Genomic DNA, 20679 nt, shown 5'->3' with positions numbered 1-20679 from the left:
CAGGCGGGATCGCAGGTCGCGCGAGCCGTCTCAGCCCCTCAGGGTGGCGCCGGTCTTGCGGGCGACCTCGGCGACGATCTTCCCGGTCACCGCCTCGATCTCCGCATCCGTGAGGGTGCGTTCCACCGGCTGCAGCCGCACCGCGATGGCGACGGACTTCGCCCCCTCGGGGATGCCGGCACCTTCGTAGATGTCGAAGACGTCGATTCCCGCGATGAGCTTGCGTTCCGCGGCCTGGGCCGCCTTCACCACGTCGCCCGCCGCCACGTCGCGCCCTACGACGAAGGCGAAGTCGCGCGAGATCGGCTGGAAGTCGGATAGGGCGAGGGCGGGCTTCACCTTGGTCGGGCGGTGTTTCGGCAGGGGCACGGCGTCGAGGGTGATCTCGAAGGCGACGAGCGTCCCCTTGAGGTCGAGCGCCTTCATCACCCGGGGATGGATCTCACCGAAATAACCGATCTGGTTCTTCGGGCCGAACTGCATCGTGCCTGACCGGCCGGGATGCAGCCAGCCCGGACCGCCCGCCACGATCTGAAGACCGCCGGTCGGCACGCCGAGGGCCGTGAGCAGCGCCAGGGCATCGGCCTTGGCCTCGAACGCGTCGACGGGGGCGGCAGCCCCCTCCCAGTGCCGGCCAGCGCCCTCGTGACGCGCGGTGCCGCGGCGGATGGCCGTCGCGCGGATCGACTGGCCCTCGGGCTGATCGGTCTCGAAGCACTGACCCACCTCGAACAGGGCGACGTCGCCATAGCCGCGATCGGCGTTGCGCTGGGCCGCGCGCAGCAATCCCGGCACGAGGCTGGGGCGCATATCGGAGAGATCGGCGGCGATGGGATTGGCCAGGGCCAGATCCGGCTTGCCGCCGCCGAACAGCACGGCATCGTCATGCGGAATGAAGGACCACGTCACCGCTTCGACGAGACCGCGCGTGGCGAGGGCACGCTTGGCCACGCGGGTGCGCTTCTGCAGCGGCGTCAGCACGGCCTTGCCGATGGACTCGTCGTTGCGGGACAGCGGCTTCGGTTCGATCCGGTCGAGACCGGCGATGCGGATGATCTCCTCCACGAGATCGGCCTTGCCTTCTACATCCGGGCGCCAGGACGGGGTGAGCACCTTCACCCGGTCTCCCGCCCCGGCCACATGGAAGCCGAGCGTCTCCAGCGTCACCTTCATCTCGGCGCGGGACAGCTCGATTCCGGCGAGCCGCCGGGTCTCGGTCCAGGGGAAATCGATGACCCGCTCGGTCTCGGGCAGGTCGCCGGTGATCGAGGCGGGGCTCGGCGTGCCGCCGCAGATGTCGAGGACCAGGCGGGTGGCGAGGTCGAGCCCCGGCAGGGCGAAGACGGGATCGACACCGCGCTCGAACCGGTAGCGCGCATCGGTGATGATTCCGAGGCGCCGTCCGCTCTGAGCGATGTTCACCGGGTCCCAAAGAGCGGATTCGATGAGCACGTCCACGGTCTCGGCATCGCAGCCCGACGCTTCGCCGCCGATGATGCCGCCGATGGATTCCGGACCGTTCTCGTCGGCGATCACGACGATTCCGTCATCGAGGGCGTAGGTCTTGCCGTCGAGTGCCTTCAGGCTCTCGCCGTCGCGGGCGCGGCGCACGGTGAGCGCGCCCTTCACCTTGGCCGCATCGAAGACGTGGAGCGGACGCCCGCGGTCGAAGGTGAGGTAGTTGGTGATGTCGACGAGCGCGTTGATCGGGCGCAGGCCGATGGCGCGCAGGCGTGCTTGCATCCATTCGGGCGAGGGGCCGTTCTTCACGCCGCGCACGAGGCGCAGGGCGAAATAGGGGCACAACCCCTTGTCCGCGGGCTCGAATTCGAGGGCGACCGGAAGCGGGCCGTCGCCCTCGCCGCGCACCGGCGGCATCGCCTCGCGCTTCAGCGTGCCGACCCCGGCGGCCGCGAGATCACGGGCGATGCCGTGGATCGAAGTGCAGTCGGGACGGTTCGGCGTGAGGTTGATCTCGATGACCGGATCGTCGAGCTTGGCATAGAGCGCATAGGGCTGACCCGTCGGCGCATCCGCAGGCAGATCGAGGATGCCGTCGTGATCATCGCCGAGGCCGAGCTCGGCACCCGAGCACAGCATGCCTCGGCTCTCCACGCCCCGGATGCTGCCCACCGACAACGTGATGTTCTTGCCCGGCACGTAGGTGCCAGGCGGCGCGAAGACCGATTTCATCCCGGCTCGCGCATTCGGCGCCCCGCAGACGACCTGCAAAGGCTGCCCGTCGCCGGCATCCACGGTGCAGACGCGCAGGCGATCGGCATTGGGATGCTGCTCGGCCGTGAGCACGTGGGCGACGACGTAGGGTGCCAGCGCCGCCGCCTTGTCCTCGATGCCTTCGACTTCGAGGCCGATACGCGTCAGCGTCTCGGAGACGGTATCGAGGGGCGCCTCGGTATCGAGGTGTTCCTTGAGCCAGGAGAGGGTGAATTTCATGGGTTCGTCTCTTCGGCTCAGAGGGGCCGGGTTCTGGCGATCAGGAGAACCGCAAGCTTCTTGCGGTCTAGCGTCGTGAGAGATTCGATCAACGTCACGGTCCGTTCCGCAAGTTCGATGTAGCGCAACGTCTCGTCATGGCGAACCTTCAGAGCAGGCGGAGAATAGTCAGCGGCGTTTCGGGCCTCCTGCAAACTCAGGAAGTTATTGCCGATATCGGTGACGGATGGTCCGATGAGGTTGGCATCCCGGCTGTAGAGACGCTTCTTCGCGGTTCCATGATCGAGCAGACGATAAATTGGTTCGAGGACTTCGTTTTCTTGGTTCCATCCGATCAGCTCGCTCGCGCAGATGAAGCAGAGAGCGTGGAAGACAGAGTAGTAGGCCCCACTGACCGCCCGGCGCATTGCCGCTTTGCGGAGGTTCACCCGACCGCGCGTGTCCGCAAGAGCGCGGGACGTTTCGAGCAGATCGTAAACGAGCGGATTTCCGAGTCTCGGCATCAGTGCCGGTCCGGCATCGCATCCGATGGGTCATCGCCGAGCACCTCGTCATCGGGATAATCGTAGCGAATGTACGGAAACCGCTCCTCGCCCTTGTCGAGGAGCCGCTTCCGCAGGGCCGACAACGCCCTGGTCGATGCTTCTCCGCTGGTCACCCCTGCCTGCGGCCGGAAATGCGCCGTCACGTAGAGCGAGGGCTCGCCGTCGAAATCCGGCGCCGGACGGACATCGGCACTCTCGAACCCGTGAGGTCCGAGCGTTTCCCGCAGCACCTCGTTGGCGACCTGTCGGATCTCCTGCTCGGTCATGCGCGATCCTTTACTCGTGATCCTAGCTCGTCAGCCCGGCCACCAGGCTCGGGATGTCCAGCGGGCGGAAGCCGTAATGCTCCAGCCAGCGCACATCCGCCTCGAAGAACGGGCGCAGATCCGGCGTGCCGTATTTCAGCATGGCGATCCGGTCGATCCCCATGCCGAAGGCGAAGCCCTGGACGAAGTCGGGGTCGTAGCCGCAATTCCTGAGCACGTTCGGATGGACCATGCCGCAGCCGAGGATTTCGAGCCAGTCGGTGCCCTCGCCGAAGCGGATCTCGCCGCCTTTGCGCGAACACTGGATGTCCACCTCAGCGGAGGGTTCGGTGAAGGGGAAGAACGACGGGCGGAAGCGCATCTTCACCGCATCGACCTCGAAGAAGGTGCGGCAGAACTCCTCCAGCACCCATTTCAGGTTGGCGATGGTGGCGGTCTTGTCGATCACCAGCCCCTCAACCTGATGGAACATCGGCGTATGGGTCTGGTCGGAATCGTGGCGATAGGTCCGGCCGGGGCAGATCACGCGGATCGGCGGCTCCTGCGAGCGCATGGTGCGGATCTGGACCGGGGAGGTATGGGTGCGCAGCACCTTGCGCTGGCCGTTGTGGTCAGGGGCCAGGAAGAACGTGTCGTGCATCTCCCGCGCCGGATGGCCCGGCGGGAAGTTGAGGGCGGTGAAGTTGTAGTCGTCGGTCTCGATGTCGGGACCTTCGGCCACCGAGAAGCCCATATCGGCGAAGATCGCGGTGATCTCGTCCATCACCTGGCTGATCGGATGGATGCGCCCGCGCGACTCGGGCGCATCGCGCACCGGCAGAGTGATATCGATCCGCTCGGCCGAGAGGCGGGCTTCGAGGGCGGCCTCGGCCAAGGCCTCGCGGCGGGTGGCGATGGCGCCCTGCACACGATCGCGCAGGCCGTTGATCAGCGGTCCGCGCTCCTTGCGCTCCTCGGGCGTCATGCCACCGAGGGTCTTGAGCAGTTCGGAGATCGAGCCCTTCTTGCCGAGGGCCGCGACGCGCACGGCGTCGAGGGAGGCCTCGTCGGACGCGCTCCCGACCTGCCCGAGCAGATCGCCTTCGAGGGTGTCGAGATCGGTCATCGGTTCAACCCACCGGTTGGCATGCGGCCTTCGGATCGTTCGCAGGCGCCCGCGAGGCTTTTGCGGGTTGGCGCCGCCAATGCAAGCGCGCCGGCCGACGATCCGCTGCAAAAGACGAAGGCGCGGCACCTCACGGCCCGCGCCTTTCGCATCGACGAGTGAGAGGGCGCGTTGAAGACGCCTCAGGCGGCCTTGGCCAGGTCCGGAAGAGCGGCCTTGGCCTTCTCGACCACGACGGCGAAGCTCGCCGGCTCGTGGATGGCGAGTTCCGACAAGGCCTTACGGTCCACCTCGATGCCGGACTTCGCCAGACCGTTGATGAAGCGCGAATACGTCAGGCCGTGCTCGCGGACGGCAGCGTTGAGGCGCTGGATCCAGAGGGCGCGGAACGTGCGCTTCTTGTTCTTACGATCGCGGTAGGCATACTGCATGCCCTTCTCGACCGCCTGCTTGGCGATCCGGATCGTGTTCTTGCGGCGGCCGTAATAACCACGGGCGGCCTTGAGGACTTTCTTGTGCTTCGCGTGACTGGTCACGCCGCGCTTGACGCGGGCCATGGGTTCTCTCCTGGATTACGAAATCAGTATCGGCTGCGGCGAAGGATTACCGGCTGTTGGGCAGGAAATACTTCTTCACGTTGGCAGCATCGCCCTCGAACAGGGTGGTGGTGCCGCGCAGGTTGCGGATCTGCTTCGTCGTCCGCTTGATCATCCCGTGGCGCTTGCCGGCCTGGGCGTACATGACCTTGCCGGTGCCGGTGATCTTGAAGCGCTTCTTCGCGCCCGACTTGGTTTTCAGCTTGGGCATTTGGCTCTCCTGAACGCGCATGCCCTCCGCCCCTGTGACAGGTCGAAGGCGTGCGCTCGGTTGATGCTTCTGATGGAGCAGCACGAACCGCCACGGCAGCCCTATCGGCCGGGCGGTTCAACGCGAGGGGGCGTATGACAGAAAAGAGACGCGGTTTCAATGCCGGGTCCGGGCTCGGCTCGCCTCTCGCCGGCGTCGATTCCGATCCGTACTCGGCCAGGACAGGATTTCGTCGGAAATGCTGCCCGCTGTTGCTTGACAGGTCGGGGTGCGGAAACTAGACCCCCGACACCGCCGGAGACGGCGCGGGACGCCGTGCGGGCGTAGCTCAGTTGGTTAGAGTGCCGGCCTGTCACGCCGGAGGTCGCGGGTTCGAGTCCCGTCGCCCGCGCCACGTCCCCGATACCTGACTACCCATATGCGGGCGTAGCTCAGTTGGTTAGAGTGCCGGCCTGTCACGCCGGAGGTCGCGGGTTCGAGTCCCGTCGCCCGCGCCACTCGCCGCCACCCCACGTCCGAAATCCTCATCCGTCACCCTTCGATTGCCGTGATCGTGTCGAGAGCCCTCGACAAGCGGCGTTCGCGCATTAGCCTCATCCCCGACGTTTCTCGCGACGAGGACTTTGCGGACGATGGCGGGCTTCTTCTTCCTCTATTTCACGGCCTGCATGTCGAATGCGCCGGATACCTGCGAATCGAAGCGGCTTCCCCTGGATGTCGAGGACGCGAAGGGCTGCATCCGCGTGGCTCAGCCGCAGCTGGCGCGATGGATCGGCACCCATCCCGATTATCGCATCACCGCATGGCGCTGCGGCTCGCCACCACGGGATCACGGCACGCGGATCTGAGGAACCGGATCTTCGATCAACCAGAGCGTGGCAGATCGGCCACGGACGGCAAGGCAGTACCGTTACGTGCGCGTCTGCCGCGTTTTCGCCCCATGCGACCGGGATGCCCTGGCGGATGAACCGCGCTGCAGCGAACCGATCCCGATCGATGTCCTCATTCCTGTTCTCTCGCTCGTCCTCGGCCCGCGTCTCTTGGCTGCGCGCCGCCGCCCTCGCCGGAATGTTCCTCGCGTTGGCCGGTTGCTCGGGGGCAACGATCCTGCCCGAAGCCGACAACCTGACGAGCGCTGTCATCCTCGATGAGAGCGCGGCCGCGGCGGCGATCTCCCGCTACCGCGCCTCGCATGGGCTCGGGCCAGTCACCCTCGATCCGAGCCTGATCCGCGCCGCGTCCTACCAGGCGGAATCCAACGCCAAGGCCGGTCGGCTCAGCCACGAGATCGGCGGAACTTTCAATTCCCGCATGGCCCTGGCCGGTTTCGGCCGGTCCTTCGCCGCCGAGAACCTCAGTGCCGGCTCCAACACCTTCGACGAGGTGCTCGCCCGCTGGAAGGCCTCTCCCGAGCACAACAAGAACATGCTCATGCCCCAGCTCAAGCGCGTGGGCGTCGCCCGAGTCGATGCGCCCGGCACCCGCTACAAGCGCTTCTGGGCCCTGGTTCTCGCAGGAAGCTGAGAACCGGCGATCAACTCTCGGCGGTATCGGAGTCGGCGAGGCCTTCCTGAATGCTGCGGATGATCGTGCGCATCTCGGGGATCATCGCGATGGCCCGGGCGATCCGCAGGGCCTCCTCGCGGGTCATGACACCCTTGACCTCCCGGCTTTCGGGATCGTCCGAGAAATAGGTCCAGGCCACGGCCGAACCATCACTATCCTCGACGCAGAAGCTCTCGGTCTTCTCGACGACGAACCAGGGAGTTGGAAAGCCGCGCGCGGTCATCGCTCGTCTCGCGGGATCGGCCCGAGATAGGGAGGCCAGGGGAGGGATCGTGGTGGGCGGTGACGGGCTCGAACCGCCGACCCTCTCCGTGTAAAGGAGACGCTCTACCAACTGAGCTAACCGCCCGACGCGCGCCGCATCGTTAATCCAAGCGTCGGCGGGATGGCAACCCTTCGGCGAAGGGCAGGGACATCCTTCATACGAAAAGGCCCCGGAGCAGCGCTCCGGGGCCTTCTCATTGGGGGAAAGCGTCCGCCCTCAGTGGGCGATCACGGTCGTCGGCTCGTCCTCGCCGACCACCGGCCGGCGAGCGACGGGGAGGGGTTCCTCCCACTCGATGGGCTCGGGCACCCGCACGAGGGCGTGCTTCAGCACCTGGTCCATCCGCGAGACCGGGATGATCTCCATCCCATTCTTGACGCTGTCGGGCACCTCGGCGATGTCCTTGGCGTTCTCCTCGGGGATGAGGACGGTCTTGATGCCACCGCGCAGGGCAGCCAGCAGCTTCTCCTTGAGACCGCCGATGGGGAGCACGCGGCCCCTCAGGGTGACCTCTCCGGTCATCGCCACATCCTTCTTCACCGGGATGCCGGTGAGGGTCGAGATTATGGCGGTGGCCATGCCGATCCCGGCCGACGGCCCGTCCTTCGGGGTCGCCCCTTCCGGCACGTGGACGTGGATGTCGCGACGCTCGAACAGCGGCGGCTCGATGCCGAAATCGATGGCCCGCGAACGAACGTAGCTCGCCGCCGCCGAGATCGACTCCTTCATCACGTCGCGCAGGTTGCCCGTCACGGTCATCTTGCCCTTGCCGGGCATCATGACGCCTTCGATCGTCAGCAACTCGCCGCCGACCTCGGTCCAGGCAAGACCCGTCACCACGCCGACCTGATCCTCCTCGTCGATCTCGCCATAGCGGAATTTCGGCGCGCCGAGGAAGTTCGGCAGGTTCTCCTCGGTGACGGCGACAGCCTTCACCTTGGTGATGAGGATCTCCTTCACCGCCTTGCGGATCAGGTTCGAGATCTCGCGCTCGAGATTACGCACGCCCGCTTCCCGCGTGTAACGGCGGATGAGCATGAGGATCCCCGAATCGTCGATCTCCCATTCCTTGTCCGTCAGGCCGTGCTTCTTCACGGCACCCGGGATGAGGTGCTTGCGCGCGATCTGAAGCTTCTCTTCCTCGGTGTAGCCGGCGATGCGGATCACCTCCATGCGGTCCATCAGGGGCGCAGGGATGTTGAGCGTGTTCGCCGTCGTCACGAACATCACGTCCGAGAGGTCGTAATCGACCTCGAGGTAGTGATCGTTGAACGTACCGTTCTGCTCCGGGTCGAGCACCTCCAGGAGCGCCGCGGACGGATCACCGCGGAAATCCTGACCCATCTTGTCGATCTCATCGAGCAGGATGAGCGGGTTGGAGGTCTTGGCCTTGCGCATCGACTGCACGATCTTGCCGGGCATCGAACCGATATAGGTCCGACGATGGCCGCGGATCTCGGCCTCGTCACGCACGCCGCCCAGCGACATGCGCACGAACTCGCGACCCGTCGCCTTGGCGATGGACTTGCCGAGCGAGGTTTTGCCGACGCCGGGAGGGCCGACGAGGCAGAGGATCGGGCCCGTGAGCTTGTTGGCGCGCTGCTGCACGGCAAGGTACTCGACGATGCGCTCCTTAACCTTCTCCAGACCGAAATGGTCGTGGTCGAGCATGGTCTGGGCGCCGAGCAGATCCTTCTTGATCCGCGAACGCTTGGACCACGGGATGCCGAGCATCCAGTCGAGGTAGTTGCGAACGACCGTGGCCTCGGCCGACATCGGCGACATCTGACGCAGCTTCTTGAGCTCGGCCGTCGCTTTCTCGCGGGCCTCCTTCGAGAACTTGGTCTTTTCGATCTTTTCCTCGAGCTCGGCGAGTTCGTCCTTACCGTCCTCGGAATCTCCAAGTTCCTTCTGGATCGCCTTCATCTGCTCATTGAGGTAGTATTCGCGCTGGGTCTTCTCCATCTGCCGCTTCACGCGGGTCCGGATGCGCTTCTCCACCTGCAGCACGGAGATCTCGCTCTCCATCAACGACAGCACGCGCTCTAGGCGCTCGGCCACCGTGGGGATTTCGAGGATCGCCTGCTTGTCGGCGATCTTGACCGCGAGATGCGAGCCGACGGTATCGGCGAGCTTTGACGGCTCGTCGATCTGCGTCACAGCCGAGACGACCTCGGGCGAAATCTTCTTGTTGAGTTTCACGTAGTTCTCGAACTCGGAGATCACCGAGCGGGCGAGAGCCTCGGCCTCGACGGCATCGCCGAGTTCGTCGGTCAGGGTCTCGACCTCGGCCTCGTAGAATGAATCCGATTTGTTGAACTGGGTGATCTTGGCGCGGCCGGCACCTTCTACCAGCACCTTCACGGTGCCGTCGGGGAGCTTCAGCAGCTGCAGGACGCTGGCGAGGGTGCCGATCTTGTAGATCGCATCCGTCGACGGATCATCGTCGCTCGCGTTGATCTGGGTAGCGAGAAGGATATGGCGGTCCGTGCGTACGGCCTCTTCAAGGGCGCGGATCGACTTCTCGCGGCCGACGAAGAGCGGCACTATCATGTGAGGGAAGACGACGATGTCGCGCAGGGGAAGAACGGCGTAGGAGCCCGTCGAACCCGGGACGACCGGCTGGCGAGACTTAGATTGGGTCATGTCGGACTTCCTCTTGATGGACTCCGGGCTCTAGCTCCTCGAAATGAGCAAGCATCCTGCCACGGGCCGACCGAACCGCCGAGCGGGGTCGGAGACATCGCTGAACTGTGAGGCTGGAGGCGGGACACCGCACCTCAGAAGGTGAGCGTGCGGCCGTCCCGGCTAACAGTTCAGATGGAAGCCGGGGAGGGCTTTTTCAAGAATTCTCCCCGGACCGTTCGGCGGCTAAAAATCGCCGCCGCTTTTCGCCCTCAGGCGCTGACGCTCGCCGGAACGTCCTTGTTGCGATCACCGTGGATGTAGAGGGGACGTGACTTGCCCTCCACCACTTCGGGACCGATCACCACCTGCTCCACCGAGTCGAGGCCGGGCAGGTCGTACATCGTCTCAAGCAGGATCGTCTCCAGGATCGAGCGCAGGCCGCGGGCGCCGGTCTTCCGCTCGATGGCCTTGCGGGCCACCATGGACAGCGCCTCCTCTTGGAAGGTGAGGTCGACGTTCTCCATCTCGAACAGGCGCTGGTACTGCTTAACCAGGGCGTTCTTCGGCTCCTGCAGGATGCGCTTGAGGGCGACCTCGTCGAGGTCCTCCAGCGTGGCCAGCACGGGCAGACGGCCGACGAATTCGGGGATCAGGCCGAACTTCAGCAGATCCTCCGGTTCGACGTTGCGGAAGATCTCGCCGGTGCGGCGGTCGTCCGGGGCCTGGACGGTGGCGCCGAAGCCGATCGAGGTGCCCTTGCCACGGGCCGAGATGATCCGCTCGAGGCCCGCGAAGGCACCGCCGCAGATGAACAGGATGTTGGTGGTGTCGACCTGCAGGAACTCCTGCTGCGGGTGCTTTCGGCCGCCCTGCGGGGGCACGGAGGCCACGGTGCCTTCCATGATCTTCAGAAGCGCCTGCTGCACGCCCTCGCCCGACACGTCACGGGTGATCGACGGGTTGTCGGATTTCCGCGAGATCTTGTCGATCTCGTCGATGTAGACGATGCCGCGCTGGGCCCGCTCGACATTGTAGTCGGAAGCCTGGAGCAGCTTCAGGATGATGTTCTCGACGTCCTCGCCGACATAGCCCGCCTCGGTCAGGGTCGTCGCGTCGGCCATGGTGAAGGGCACGTCGAGGATGCGCGCCAGCGTCTGCGCGAGCAGCGTCTTGCCCGAACCGGTCGGCCCGATCAGCATGATGTTCGATTTCGCCAGCTCGACGTCGTTGTGCTTCGAGGCGTGGGCGAGGCGCTTGTAGTGGTTGTGAACCGCGACGGAGAGAACCTTCTTCGCGAAATCCTGGCCGATGACGTAATCATCCAGGACGCGGCGGATTTCCTTCGGGGTCGGCACCCCGTCACGCGACTTCACCAGGGAGGATTTCGATTCCTCGCGGATGATGTCCATGCACAGTTCGACACACTCGTCGCAGATGAACACCGTCGGGCCCGCGATCAGCTTGCGGACCTCGTGCTGGCTCTTGCCGCAAAACGAGCAGTACAGCGTGCTCTTCGAGTCGTTGCCGCCAGTCTTGCTCATGTCGGTCTCCGTTCGCGGGTGCGACGCCAGCCCCGGGGCGCACGCGCATCTCTCAGATCTAAGGGTGCCCGCCTAAAGAAACAGTCACCTGCGCGCTTTCTGCCGGTAGGTCAGACTCGCGATGCAAGCATGCTGCCGCGACGGGATCAAGGCAAAGCCGCGTGAATCGGTTGCCTCGAAAGGACGCGCCGGGGCCGCGGGACGGCCACGGCGCGGTGGGAGCTAGGCAGCGGCCGGCTCGGGACGCTTCTGGATGACTTCGTCGATCAGGCCAAACTCCTTGGCCGCGTCAGCGGTCATGAAGTTATCGCGCTCCAAAGCCTGGACGATGGTGTCGTAGTCGCGGCCGGTATGCTTCACGTAGATCTCGTTGAGGCGCTTCTTCAGCGCCTCGATCTCGCGGGCATGGATCAGGATGTCCGTGGCCTGGCCCTGGAACCCGCCGGACGGCTGATGGACCATGATCCGCGCGTTCGGGAGCGCGAAGCGGTGGCCGGGCTCGCCAGCGGTGAGCAGCAGCGATCCCATCGAGGCGGCCTGACCGACGCAGAGCGTTGTCACAGGGCACCGGATGAACTGCATCGTGTCGTAGATCGACAGGCCCGAGGTCACCACGCCGCCGGGCGAGTTGATGTAGAAGGAGATTTCCTTCTTCGGGTTTTCCGCTTCGAGGAAAAGCAGCTGAGCGACGATCAGCGAGGCACCGTAATCCTCCACCGGACCGGTGAGGAAGATGATGCGCTCGCGCAGGAGGCGGGAATAGATGTCGAACGCACGCTCGCCGCGGCTCGACTGCTCCACCACCATGGGCACGAGTGCGCTGTTATAGTAGTCGACCGGATCTCTCATCATTCTCGTGCCCCAGGCTTCAAGGGATCCGGCCGCGCGAATCACGCGCGGCACGGACGTGTCAGCGAACTATGGCGGCGGTGAACGCCGCCTTTACATCCGAGCCCGCCGCCCTCGTCGGAGCCTCGAGCTCAGTCGGCCTTGGCGACGGCCGGCAGGTCTTCGTTCGAAGGAGCCTGGGATTCGGCCGCCTCGGATTCCGTCGATCCGGCGCTGGCCGCATCGGCATCCTCGTCGGCGAACAAAGCGTCCTTCGAGACGGGCTCCTCGACGAGCTTCACCTGGGCGAGGACATGGTCGACGACCTTCTCCTCGAACAGGGGTGCGCGAAGCTCGGCCAGGGCCTGTGCATTCTTCCGATAGAAGTCCCAGACCTGCTGCTCCTGTCCGGGATATTGCCGGACACGGGCGATCAGGGCCTGGTTCACCTCGTCGTCGCTCACCTTGATATCGGCGGTCTCGCCCACCTGCGCAAGCACCAAGCCGAGCCGCACGCGACGCTCGGCGATCTTGCGGTACTCGGCGGTCGCCTTCTCTTCGGTGGTGCCCTCGTCCTCGAAGGTCTTGCCGCGGGTCTTCAGGTCCTGCTCGACCTGAGCCCAGACGGCGGCAAATTCCTGATGGACGAGGCTCGGGGGCAGATCGAAGGCGTATTTGTCGTCGAGGGCGTCGAGGAGCTCCTTCTTGAGCTTGCGGCGCGACTGAGCCTCGAAATCGCCACCGAGGGCACCGGCGACGGCCTCCTTCAGCTTCTCCAGCGATTCCATGCCGAAGCCCTTGGCGAGCTCGTCGTCGATCTTGGTCTCGCCGGGAGCCTGGATCGCCGTGACGGTGACGTCGAACTCGGCATCCTTGCCGGCGAGGTGCTCGGCACCGTAGGCCTCGGGGAAGGTCGACTTCACCACCCGCGACTCGCCGACCTTGGCGCCCACCAGCTGGTCCTCGAAACCGGGGATGAACGAGCCGGAGCCGAGCTCCAGGTCGACACCCTCACCGGTGCCGCCGTCGAAGGCGACGCCGTCGATCTTGCCGGCGAAATCGATGGTGACGCGGTCGCCGGTGGCGGCCTCGGCGCCCTCGTCCTTCGGCGTGAAGGCGCGGTTCGACGACGCCATGCGGTTGATCGCCTCGTCAATCTCCTCGTCGCTCGGCTTGGCGACCTGCTTCGTCAGGGTGACGTCGGAGAGGTCGGCGAGCTCGAAGCTCGGCAGGATCTCGAGGGCGACGTTGAACGACACGTCGTCCTTGGCGGCCAGCGCGCGGTCGACGATCGAGGCCTCGCCGGGGAACTCGATCTTCGGCTCGAGGGCGAGCTTGAGGTTGTTGTCGGTGACGATCTTCTGGTTGGCCTCGTTGACGGCGTTCTGCAGCACGTCGGCCATCACCGAGCGGCCGTAGAGCTTGCGCAGATGGGCGACGGGCACCTTGCCGGGGCGGAAGCCCTTGATCTGGGCCTTGTCCTTGAGCGTGGACAGTTCGGTCGTCAGGCGCTCCTCGAGCTCATTGGCGGCCAGGAGAACCTGAAACTCGCGCTTCAGACCCTGGGAGAGTGTCTCGGTCACCTGCATCGTCGTCTTCCCGCTGTCGTCCGTGTGATCGGTCAAAAATCTCAGATGGCGCCGCCGCACGAAGGCACGACGCCGGAAGGCGGCGTTGAGGGAGCGTGCCCGACCGGAGGCCGACTCCGAGCGGCAGAGCGGGCCGGCCATCGCTGTGAGCCAATCCGTTCCCGACGACGGAGGCTGGTGCGGGCGGAGGGGCTCGAACCCCCACGACTCTCGTCACTGGAACCTAAATCCAGCGCGTCTACCAGTTCCGCCACGCCCGCAAGCGCCAACGCCCGGCGCGCTTTCTCAAGCCGCCAGAGCGCGGTCCTATAGCATGCGGGCGCGGGACCGCAGCAAAAAAATAAGGCGCCGATCGTCTCCCGCACGGCCGCGGTTGGCGATGCGCCGGCCCGCCGTCTACAAGCGCCTGCCCGAACCATCCCCGTCCAAACCATCGTTGCCCGAGGTGACATGCCGAATCCCGATCCGACGAATGGCCGCCGCGTGTCGGAGACGTGCGTCCTGTCCCGCCGGTCCCTGCTCTGCGGAGTGGCGACCCTCGGCCTCGCCGGACCGGCCCTCATCCGCGACGCCGCGGCGCAATCGGGATCGGGCAAGGGCGCGCCCAGGGCGGTGCCGGCTCCGGCCGGTCCCGCCTCGGTCAAGCCCGCCGAGCCCCTGCCGGAGCCGCGCCTCCTCGTCGCCGGCCCGGGCGCGAACCGCCTCAAGCCGGAACCCGCGGCGGAGACGCCGGTCTGGACCTTTGACGGCAAGACGAGCCTTCCGCAGCTCCGCACCAAGCTCGGCGACACCGTCCGCCTGCGCGTCGAGAACAAGACCGACAAGCCGCTCTCCCTCCACTGGCACGGGGTGCGCAACCAGAACCCCATGGACGGTGTCGGCGGTGTGACCCAACCGCCGATCGCTCCGGGCGCAGACTTCACCTATTCGTTCGTGCCCCCCGATGCGGGCACCTTCCTGATCCGGCCACTCCTCGTCGGCGGGTCGAGCGAGCCGTCGGGGCGCGGCCTCGCCGGGGCATTGATCGTCGAGGAGACGGCGCCGCCCGCCCTCGACCAGGATATGGCGCTTCTGATGCAGGACTGGCGGCTGGAGGATTCGGGCGCGCTGCTGCCGTTCGGGCAGGTCGCCTTCGCCGCCGCCTCGGGCCGTCTCGGCAACCTCGTCACCATCAACGGCAAGCCGGTCCCGGAGGCGATCGACATCCGTCCGGGCTCGCGAATCCGCCTGCGCCTGGGCAATGTCTGCAATGCCCGCGGCACCCGCATCCGCTTCGAGGGCGCAAAGGTCTACGTGGTGGCGGTGGACGGCCAGCCCACCGACACGTTCGAGCCCCTGCGGGCGACGCTGCCCTTTCCCCCCGGCACGCGCTACGACCTGATGCTCGACATGCCGACGGAGGTCGGCGCGAGCGTCAGCCTCAACGCCCTGGTCGGCAACGGCCTCGTCCTGGCGACCTTCACCGCCAAGGGCGAGCCGGTGACGGAGAAGCGACCGCCGATCGGCCCCATCGGCGAGAACAAGCTCCTCCCGGCGGAGGTGAAGCTCCAGAACGCCGTCCGCCGCGACATCGCGATCACCGGCGGCGCCAAGCCCGACAAGGACAAGCCCGGCGCCGAACCGGCCTATTCGGGCGATCCGAGCCGGGTCTGGGCGATCAACGGCATTTCCGGAGCGGCCGGCACCGCTCCCTCCTTCACTGTGAAGCGCGGCCAGGTCGTGGTCCTCGCGATCAGGAACGACACCGCCTTCCCGCAGGCCCTCCACCTGCACGGCCACGCCTTCCGGCTGCTCCATCCCCTCGACGACGGCTGGGAGCCCTACTGGCTCGACACGTTCCAGCTGCTCGAAGGCCGCATCGCCCGCATCGCCTTCAAAGCGGACAATCCGGGCCGCTGGGTCATCGGCTCGACGGTGCTGGAGCGGTTCGATGCGGGATTTTGGACCACGTTCGAGGTGACGTGACGGCCTTCGCTCAGACGAGCGCGCCGAGAACCTCCGGCATCAGTTCCGGAAGGTCCTCCGCGATGAGCCCCGGCCCGTGCCGCAGTCCGGCATCGCCGTGCAGCCACACCGCCGCGCAGGCCGCCTCGAAGGCCGGCATGCCCTGCGCCAGCAGGCCGGCGGCGAGACCGGCGAGGACGTCGCCGGAACCGGCGGTGCCGAGATGGGGCGTGGCGTGGTCGTTGATGGCGGCGCGTCCGTCGGGCGCGGCGATAATGGTATCGGCGCCCTTCAGCACCACGACGGCGCCGGCGAGGGCAGCGGCCCGCCGCGTCCGTTCGAGCTTGCTCGCATCGTCCGCGATGGCGTTCGTGCCGGCGAAGAGGCGACCGAACTCTCCCTGATGCGGCGTCAGCACGGCCTGCCCGCCGCCATCGGCGATCAAGTCCGCCAATTGGCCCGCCTCGCCCTTGAAGCTCGTCAGCGCGTCGGCATCGAGGACGAGGCTGCGCCCGACGCCAGCGGCCACGGCGATCCGCTCGCGCGTGGCCTCTCCGCTTCCGAGACCCGGTCCGGCGAGGATCACGTTTATGCGCTCGTCCACCAGAAGGTCGTCGAGATCGTCCGCCGTCTCGCACGGCATCAGCATGATCGCGGTGAGATGGGCAGCGTTTTCGGCCATCGCGGCGGCCGGGGAGGCCACGGTGACGAGGCCGGCGCCGACGCGCAGGGCGGCGCGCGCCGCCAGACGGATCGCCCCGGTCTTGTAGGCGGGGCCGGACAAAGCGAGGACGTGGCCGCGTGTATATTTGTGGCTGGCGGCTTCGAGCCTTGGAAAGTGATCCTTCCACAGGTCGGGTCCATTGCGCCAAACCACGGGCGTCCCGGCGAGACCGGCCTCGAGTGCAGATTCGCCGACGCCGATATCCGCCACGTGGAGATCGCCGCAATGGCTGCGGCCCGGCTGCAGCAAATGCCCCGGCTTGAGCGCGACGAAGGTCACGGTCTCGCGGGCCGCCAGGGCGATGCCGCGCAGGGCGCCGGTATCGCCGTCGATTCCGCTCGGAACGTCGACGGCGAGGACCGGAATGCCCGCCGCCGCGACCCGCTCGATCATCGTCTTCGCCGGCCCGTCGATGTCACGCGAGAGGCCGGCACCGAACAGGGCGTCGATGACGAGGGCAGCCCCCTCGGGCTCGGCCTCGGACAGGATGGGTCCCTTCCATTCGGCGGCGGCCAGGGCGGCGTCGCCCGTCAGGGTTTCGACCGGCACAATGCAGACCAGATCGATGGCGTAGCCGTCCCGTTCGAGGAGCTGGGCCGCGACGAACCCATCTCCGCCATTGTTGCCGGGACCGCAGAGGACGAGGATCCGCGACGACGGCGCGGCGAGGGTAGCCGCCCTCGCGGCCACGGCCGCACCGGCCCGGCGCATCAGCTCGATCCCGGGAGTGCCCGCGGCAATGGCGGCGGCATCCACCCGCCGCATCGCTTCGACGGTGAGCAAACGGTGTGTCGGCATTCCGCATCCTCGACGTGTCGGTGTGACCGGGCCTGTCCCCGGCTCGGCTTCTCATGCCCGGCTTCTGCTGCCTGTGCGCCGCTCATGCCGCGCCGCTATTTCAGGCGCCAAGCCAGCTTGGCTGAAACGATTTGCATCCAATGCCTACCGAATAGGCAATTTAACGCCTGTCTCGGGGAAAACGGCGTGGCGAAGGCCGGGCCACGATGGTAGGAAAAGGGCCCGGAGCAGCATTCAGGTCAGGCCCGTTCGGCATGAAGAAGATCGAAGCGATCATCAAGCCATTCAAGCTGGACGAGGTGAAGGAAGCCCTTCAGGAGGTCGGCCTTCAGGGCATCACCGTGATCGAGGCCAAGGGTTTCGGTCGCCAGAAGGGCCATACCGAGCTCTACCGCGGCGCCGAGTACGTGGTCGACTTCCTTCCCAAGGTGAAGCTCGAGATCGTCCTCTCCGATGCGCTCGTCGAGGGCGCTGTCGAAGCCATTCGCAAGTCGGCCCAGACGGGACGCATCGGTGACGGCAAGATCTTCGTCTCGACGATCGAGGAAGCCATCCGCATCCGCACTGGCGAGACCGGCACCGACGCCATCTGACGCCCAGTCCCGGCACAGGTTCGGGCATGGCCTGGGCCGGCCCACGGCGAAGGTCGAACGGCACGATGGGGGAGAAGGCACCGACCTGTCACGATACGGGCGGGCACAGCTCTAGCCTCGCGTCGCCCTAGAAGCTAAGTCCCTTCGCGCACGCCCCTTCCCAATCCGCGGCACGCCACCGCGTGGTGCGGCAAAACCACGGCCGAAACAGGCCGAGCCTCGAAGGAGACACAGGGATGGCAAAGACCGCCGATCAGGTCCTCAAAGAAATCAAGGACAACGACGTCAAGTACGTCGATTTCCGTTTCACCGATCCTCGGGGCAAGTGGCAGCACGTCACGTTCGACGTCTCCCTCGTCGATGACGAGATCTTCGCCGAAGGCACGATGTTCGATGGGTCGTCGATCGCCGGCTGGAAGGCGATCAACGAATCCGACATGTTGCTGATGCCGGACCCGGCCACCGCCTGCATGGACCCGTTCTTCTCGGCCTCCACCATGTCGATCGTCTGCGACGTGCTCGAGCCCTCGTCGGGCCTGCCTTACTCGCGCGACCCGCGCAGCACCGCCAAGCTCGCCGAGGCCTTCCTCAAGTCCACCGGTATCGGCGACACGATCTATGTCGGCCCCGAGGCCGAGTTCTTCGTGTTCGACGACGTGAAGTTCGGCTCCGACCCGTACCATACCGGCTTCCAGCTCGACTCGGTCGAACTGCCCACCAACGGCTTCACCGATTACGAGGGCGGCAATCTCGGCCACCGCGTCGCCACCAAGGGCGGCTACTTCCCGGTGCCGCCGCAGGATTCGGCGCAGGACATGCGCGGCGAGATGCTGGCCGCCATGCAGTCCATGGGCGTGAAGGTCGAGAAGCACCATCACGAGGTCGCCTCCGCCCAGCACGAGCTCGGCATGAAGTTCGACACGCTGACCCTGCTCGCCGACCACATGCAGATCTACAAGTACGCGATCCACAACGTGGCCCAGAGCTACGGCAAGACAGCGACCTTCATGCCCAAGCCCGTCTACGGCGACAACGGCTCGGGCATGCACGTGCACCAGTCGATCTGGAAGGACGGCAAGCCGATCTTCGCCGGCGACAAGTACGCCGATCTCAGCCAGGAATGCCTCTGGTACATCGGCGGCATCATCAAGCACGCCAAGGCGCTGAACGCCTTCACCAACCCGTCCACCAACTCCTACAAGCGTCTGGTGCCGGGCTACGAGGCCCCCGTGCTGCTGGCCTATTCGGCCCGCAACCGCTCGGCCTCCTGTCGCATCCCGTGGACCACGAACCCGAAGGCCAAGCGCGTCGAGGTCCGCTTCCCCGACCCGATGGCCAACCCCTACCTCGCCTTCTCGGCCCTGCTGATGGCCGGTCTCGACGGCATCATCAACAAGATCGACCCGGGCCCGGCCATGGACAAGGATCTCTACGACCTGCCCCCGCGCGAGCTGAAGAAGATCCCGACCGTCTGCGGCTCGCTCCGTGAGGCGCTGACCAACCTCGACCGCGACCGCGCCTTCCTGAAGGCCGGCGGCGTGTTCTCGGACGACCAGATCGACTCGTTCATCGAGCTCAAGATGACGGAAGTGATGCGCTACGAGATGACCCCGCATCCGGTCGAGTTCACGATGTACTATTCGCTCTGAAAGCAGCGGGTCGAACGCTTCCGCGCTCGGTCGTTCAAGACGTTCGCGACGCCGGGGCCTCGAAAGGGGCTCCGGCGTTTCGCGTTTCAGTCTCCAACAGGCCGTTTGATCGGACTTCTCAGCGGATAATCCTGCCAGAGTCGACCATCCTATCAGACCCCCTCATCCTGAGGTGCCCTTTGCAACAGCAAAGGGCCTCGAAGGAGCACTCCAGACACCAAAGCGATCCCTGGAAGGCTCCTTCGAGGCCGCTCCGCGGCACCTCAGGATGAGGGAAAGCCTTGGAAAAACGACTCAAACAGGCTCTTGAAAATCGAACACTAGAAACAGATCCGGAGTGGTGCCACCTCCATCAAAAACTCCGCGTCGGGCGGTCGAGGACGCGTCGCCCCATCAGGCTCGCCGCCAGATCCGTCATCAGGATCGCGGTGCGACCGCGCTCGTCGAGGAAGGGATTGAGCTCCACGAGGTCGAGGCTGCGGACGAGGCCGCTGTCGTGCAGCATCTCCATGGCGAGATGCGCCTCGCGGAACGTCGCGCCGCCCGGAACCGTGGTGCCGACGCCGGGCGCGATGCCGGGGTCGAGGAAGTCGACGTCGAGGCTGACATGCAGCCATCCGCCGGCGGCGGCCACCCGTTCGAGGAAGGCACGCAGCAGGATGCCGATTCCGAACTCGTCGATGGCGCGCATGTCGTGGACGGTGATCCCGGCCTCGCGGATCGTCTGCCGCTCCGCTGGATCGACGCTGCGCAGGCCGATCATGCAGACGTTCTGCGGTTTCACCGGCGCCACCGGCGGCGGCAAGTAGGGACCGAAGCCCGGCAGGCCGAGCGCATAGGCCATCGGCACGCCGTGGAGGTTGCCGCTGGTCGTGGTCTCCAGGGTGTGGAGGTCGGGGTGGGCGTCGAGCCAGAGCACGTGCAACTCGCGTCCCTCCTCGGCCGCACGCCGGCTCATGCCCGAGATCGAACCGGCCGACAAGCTGTGATCGCCGCCGAGGAAGATCGGCAGACCGTCGCGCCCCGCCTCATAGGCGGCCTCGGCGAGAGCCGACGTCCAGCGCGCGAACTCGGCCAGGTTGGCGATGCTCGGATTGGGATGGGCGATCGCCGGACCGACGGGCGGGGCGAGGTTCCCCCGATCCTCGACCGCGAGCCCGAGGGAGGTCAGCGCCGCGCTCAATCCTGCCGCCCGGTAGGCGCTCGGGCCCATGTCGCAGCCGAGGCGGCGCGTGCCGTCCTGGACCGGCACGCCGATGAGGATGCAGCGGTTCATGTCCATGGTTCGGCCTCCGATCGTAGGACGTCATCGTAGGCGCCGCGCACGACATCCTTGAGGCAGGGACCGCAGAGGCAAGACGAGAGCGGCAGGATCGG

At 66.2% G+C, this 20679-nt stretch carries 18 protein-coding genes and 4 tRNA genes; 7 read left to right on the top strand and 15 right to left on the bottom strand.

The features are described from left to right. Positions 1-30: 30 nt before the first annotated feature. The 6 genes from pheT to rpmI form a co-directional block, all read right to left on the bottom strand. Complete coding sequence (gene pheT, locus ACFQ4G_RS07905; RefSeq protein WP_238205383.1) at positions 31-2454, bottom strand: phenylalanine--tRNA ligase subunit beta; 2424 nt, start codon at positions 2452-2454, stop codon at positions 31-33. Positions 2455-2471: 17 nt separating this feature from the next. Then, the gene (locus ACFQ4G_RS07900) at positions 2472-2957 is read right to left on the bottom strand and encodes a hypothetical protein (protein ID WP_238205381.1); all 486 of its coding nucleotides are present in this window, start codon (positions 2955-2957) and stop codon (positions 2472-2474) included. Continuing rightward, a complete protein-coding gene (locus ACFQ4G_RS07895) occupies positions 2957-3265 on the bottom strand; it encodes a hypothetical protein (RefSeq protein WP_238205379.1) in 309 nt (102 codons plus the stop codon). Before ACFQ4G_RS07895 ends, ACFQ4G_RS07900 begins: the two co-directional genes overlap by 1 nt. 22 nt (positions 3266-3287) lie before the next feature. Then, positions 3288-4370, bottom strand: a complete 1083-nt coding sequence (pheS, locus tag ACFQ4G_RS07890; protein ID WP_238205377.1) for a phenylalanine--tRNA ligase subunit alpha — start codon at positions 4368-4370, stop codon at positions 3288-3290. 182 nt (positions 4371-4552) lie between these two features. Continuing rightward, positions 4553-4927, bottom strand: coding sequence for a 50S ribosomal protein L20 (gene rplT / locus ACFQ4G_RS07885; protein ID WP_018044556.1), 375 nt, complete (start codon positions 4925-4927; stop codon positions 4553-4555). Between the two features lie 46 nt (positions 4928-4973). Beyond that, on the bottom strand, positions 4974-5177 hold the full coding sequence (gene rpmI, locus ACFQ4G_RS07880; RefSeq protein ID WP_018044555.1) for a 50S ribosomal protein L35: 204 nt from the start codon (positions 5175-5177) through the stop codon (positions 4974-4976). 317 nt (positions 5178-5494) lie between these two features. On the opposite strand from rpmI, the gene ACFQ4G_RS07875 reads away from it, so the two are divergent. The 4 genes from ACFQ4G_RS07875 to ACFQ4G_RS07860 all read left to right on the top strand — a co-directional run bounded on the left by ACFQ4G_RS07875 (position 5495) and on the right by ACFQ4G_RS07860 (position 6701). Next, a tRNA-Asp gene (locus tag ACFQ4G_RS07875) sits at positions 5495-5571 on the top strand. A gap of 26 nt (positions 5572-5597) precedes the next feature. Then, positions 5598-5674 (top strand) — tRNA-Asp (locus ACFQ4G_RS07870). Positions 5675-5809: 135 nt separating this feature from the next. Then, positions 5810-6025, top strand: a complete 216-nt coding sequence (locus tag ACFQ4G_RS07865; RefSeq protein WP_238205376.1) for a hypothetical protein — start codon at positions 5810-5812, stop codon at positions 6023-6025. Between the two features lie 220 nt (positions 6026-6245). Then, positions 6246-6701 carry a CAP domain-containing protein gene (locus tag ACFQ4G_RS07860; protein ID WP_379040067.1) on the top strand — a complete coding sequence of 152 codons (456 nt, stop codon included), beginning with the start codon at positions 6246-6248 and terminating at the stop codon, positions 6699-6701. A gap of 10 nt (positions 6702-6711) precedes the next feature. Here ACFQ4G_RS07860 and ACFQ4G_RS07855 read toward each other — a convergent pair whose 3' ends face one another. The 7 genes from ACFQ4G_RS07855 to ACFQ4G_RS07825 form a co-directional block, all read right to left on the bottom strand. Further along, positions 6712-6966, bottom strand: a complete 255-nt coding sequence (locus ACFQ4G_RS07855) for a hypothetical protein (protein WP_238205374.1) — start codon at positions 6964-6966, stop codon at positions 6712-6714. 50 nt (positions 6967-7016) lie between these two features. Then, positions 7017-7092: transfer RNA gene (locus tag ACFQ4G_RS07850), tRNA-Val, on the bottom strand. Positions 7093-7224: 132 nt separating this feature from the next. After that, entirely contained in the window at positions 7225-9654 is a 2430-nt protein-coding gene (gene lon / locus ACFQ4G_RS07845; RefSeq protein ID WP_238205373.1) for an endopeptidase La, read from the bottom strand. 251 nt (positions 9655-9905) lie between these two features. Beyond that, positions 9906-11177: an ATP-dependent Clp protease ATP-binding subunit ClpX gene (gene clpX / locus ACFQ4G_RS07840; protein WP_019904739.1), complete on the bottom strand. Its 1272-nt coding sequence runs from the start codon at positions 11175-11177 to the stop codon at positions 9906-9908. 222 nt (positions 11178-11399) lie between these two features. Then, positions 11400-12026, bottom strand: a complete 627-nt coding sequence (locus ACFQ4G_RS07835) for an ATP-dependent Clp protease proteolytic subunit (protein WP_026176059.1) — start codon at positions 12024-12026, stop codon at positions 11400-11402. A gap of 131 nt (positions 12027-12157) precedes the next feature. Beyond that, entirely contained in the window at positions 12158-13594 is a 1437-nt protein-coding gene (tig, locus tag ACFQ4G_RS07830; protein WP_238205556.1) for a trigger factor, read from the bottom strand. A 175-nt stretch (positions 13595-13769) separates the two neighbouring features. Continuing rightward, a tRNA-Leu gene (locus ACFQ4G_RS07825) sits at positions 13770-13854 on the bottom strand. A gap of 190 nt (positions 13855-14044) precedes the next feature. Here ACFQ4G_RS07825 and ACFQ4G_RS07820 point away from each other — a divergent pair. Then, positions 14045-15559: a multicopper oxidase family protein gene (locus tag ACFQ4G_RS07820; protein WP_238205371.1), complete on the top strand. Its 1515-nt coding sequence runs from the start codon at positions 14045-14047 to the stop codon at positions 15557-15559. 10 nt (positions 15560-15569) lie between these two features. Here ACFQ4G_RS07820 and ACFQ4G_RS07815 read toward each other — a convergent pair whose 3' ends face one another. Further along, a complete protein-coding gene (locus ACFQ4G_RS07815) occupies positions 15570-17060 on the bottom strand; it encodes an NAD(P)H-hydrate dehydratase (RefSeq protein ID WP_238205370.1) in 1491 nt (496 codons plus the stop codon). 254 nt (positions 17061-17314) lie between these two features. Between ACFQ4G_RS07815 and ACFQ4G_RS07810 the strand changes: the two genes are divergently transcribed. Both ACFQ4G_RS07810 and glnA read left to right on the top strand, forming a co-directional pair. Then, complete coding sequence (locus tag ACFQ4G_RS07810; RefSeq protein WP_003600526.1) at positions 17315-17653, top strand: P-II family nitrogen regulator; 339 nt, start codon at positions 17315-17317, stop codon at positions 17651-17653. Positions 17654-17889: 236 nt separating this feature from the next. Next, positions 17890-19302 (top strand): type I glutamate--ammonia ligase, encoded by a 1413-nt coding sequence (gene glnA, locus ACFQ4G_RS07805; RefSeq protein WP_238205367.1) that lies wholly within the window; start codon positions 17890-17892, stop codon positions 19300-19302. A 352-nt stretch (positions 19303-19654) separates the two neighbouring features. Here the strand turns inward: glnA and rocF are convergent, their stop codons facing one another. Beyond that, on the bottom strand, positions 19655-20584 hold the full coding sequence (rocF, locus tag ACFQ4G_RS07800) for an arginase (protein ID WP_238205365.1): 930 nt from the start codon (positions 20582-20584) through the stop codon (positions 19655-19657). Positions 20585-20679: the final 95 nt, after the last annotated feature.

The sequence above is a fragment of the Methylobacterium marchantiae genome (assembly GCF_042679825.1).
GTDB lineage: Bacteria > Pseudomonadota > Alphaproteobacteria > Rhizobiales > Beijerinckiaceae > Methylobacterium > Methylobacterium marchantiae.
Note: the sequence above shows the minus strand (reverse complement) of the source record. Positions and strands in the feature narration are given on the sequence as shown.

Excerpts from the sequence above, each read along its gene's own strand:
- clpX (WP_019904739.1), bottom strand. The coding sequence starts at position 11,177 with ATGAGCAAGACTGGCGGCAACGACTCGAAGAGCACGCTGTACTGCTCG.
- rpmI (WP_018044555.1), bottom strand. The coding sequence starts at position 5,177 with ATGCCCAAGCTGAAAACCAAGTCGGGCGCGAAGAAGCGCTTCAAGATC.
- ACFQ4G_RS07855 (WP_238205374.1), bottom strand. The coding sequence starts at position 6,966 with ATGACCGCGCGCGGCTTTCCAACTCCCTGGTTCGTCGTCGAGAAGACC.
- lon (WP_238205373.1), bottom strand. The coding sequence starts at position 9,654 with ATGACCCAATCTAAGTCTCGCCAGCCGGTCGTCCCGGGTTCGACGGGC.
- pheT (WP_238205383.1), bottom strand. The coding sequence starts at position 2,454 with ATGAAATTCACCCTCTCCTGGCTCAAGGAACACCTCGATACCGAGGCG.
- ACFQ4G_RS07895 (WP_238205379.1), bottom strand. The coding sequence starts at position 3,265 with ATGACCGAGCAGGAGATCCGACAGGTCGCCAACGAGGTGCTGCGGGAA.
- rocF (WP_238205365.1), bottom strand. The coding sequence starts at position 20,584 with ATGGACATGAACCGCTGCATCCTCATCGGCGTGCCGGTCCAGGACGGC.
- glnA (WP_238205367.1), top strand. The coding sequence starts at position 17,890 with ATGGCAAAGACCGCCGATCAGGTCCTCAAAGAAATCAAGGACAACGAC.
- ACFQ4G_RS07900 (WP_238205381.1), bottom strand. The coding sequence starts at position 2,957 with ATGCCGAGACTCGGAAATCCGCTCGTTTACGATCTGCTCGAAACGTCC.
- ACFQ4G_RS07865 (WP_238205376.1), top strand. The coding sequence starts at position 5,810 with ATGGCGGGCTTCTTCTTCCTCTATTTCACGGCCTGCATGTCGAATGCG.
- pheS (WP_238205377.1), bottom strand. The coding sequence starts at position 4,370 with ATGACCGATCTCGACACCCTCGAAGGCGATCTGCTCGGGCAGGTCGGG.
- ACFQ4G_RS07860 (WP_379040067.1), top strand. The coding sequence starts at position 6,246 with ATGTTCCTCGCGTTGGCCGGTTGCTCGGGGGCAACGATCCTGCCCGAA.
- ACFQ4G_RS07815 (WP_238205370.1), bottom strand. The coding sequence starts at position 17,060 with ATGCCGACACACCGTTTGCTCACCGTCGAAGCGATGCGGCGGGTGGAT.
- tig (WP_238205556.1), bottom strand. The coding sequence starts at position 13,594 with ATGCAGGTGACCGAGACACTCTCCCAGGGTCTGAAGCGCGAGTTTCAG.
- ACFQ4G_RS07835 (WP_026176059.1), bottom strand. The coding sequence starts at position 12,026 with ATGAGAGATCCGGTCGACTACTATAACAGCGCACTCGTGCCCATGGTG.
- ACFQ4G_RS07810 (WP_003600526.1), top strand. The coding sequence starts at position 17,315 with ATGAAGAAGATCGAAGCGATCATCAAGCCATTCAAGCTGGACGAGGTG.
- ACFQ4G_RS07820 (WP_238205371.1), top strand. The coding sequence starts at position 14,045 with ATGCCGAATCCCGATCCGACGAATGGCCGCCGCGTGTCGGAGACGTGC.
- rplT (WP_018044556.1), bottom strand. The coding sequence starts at position 4,927 with ATGGCCCGCGTCAAGCGCGGCGTGACCAGTCACGCGAAGCACAAGAAA.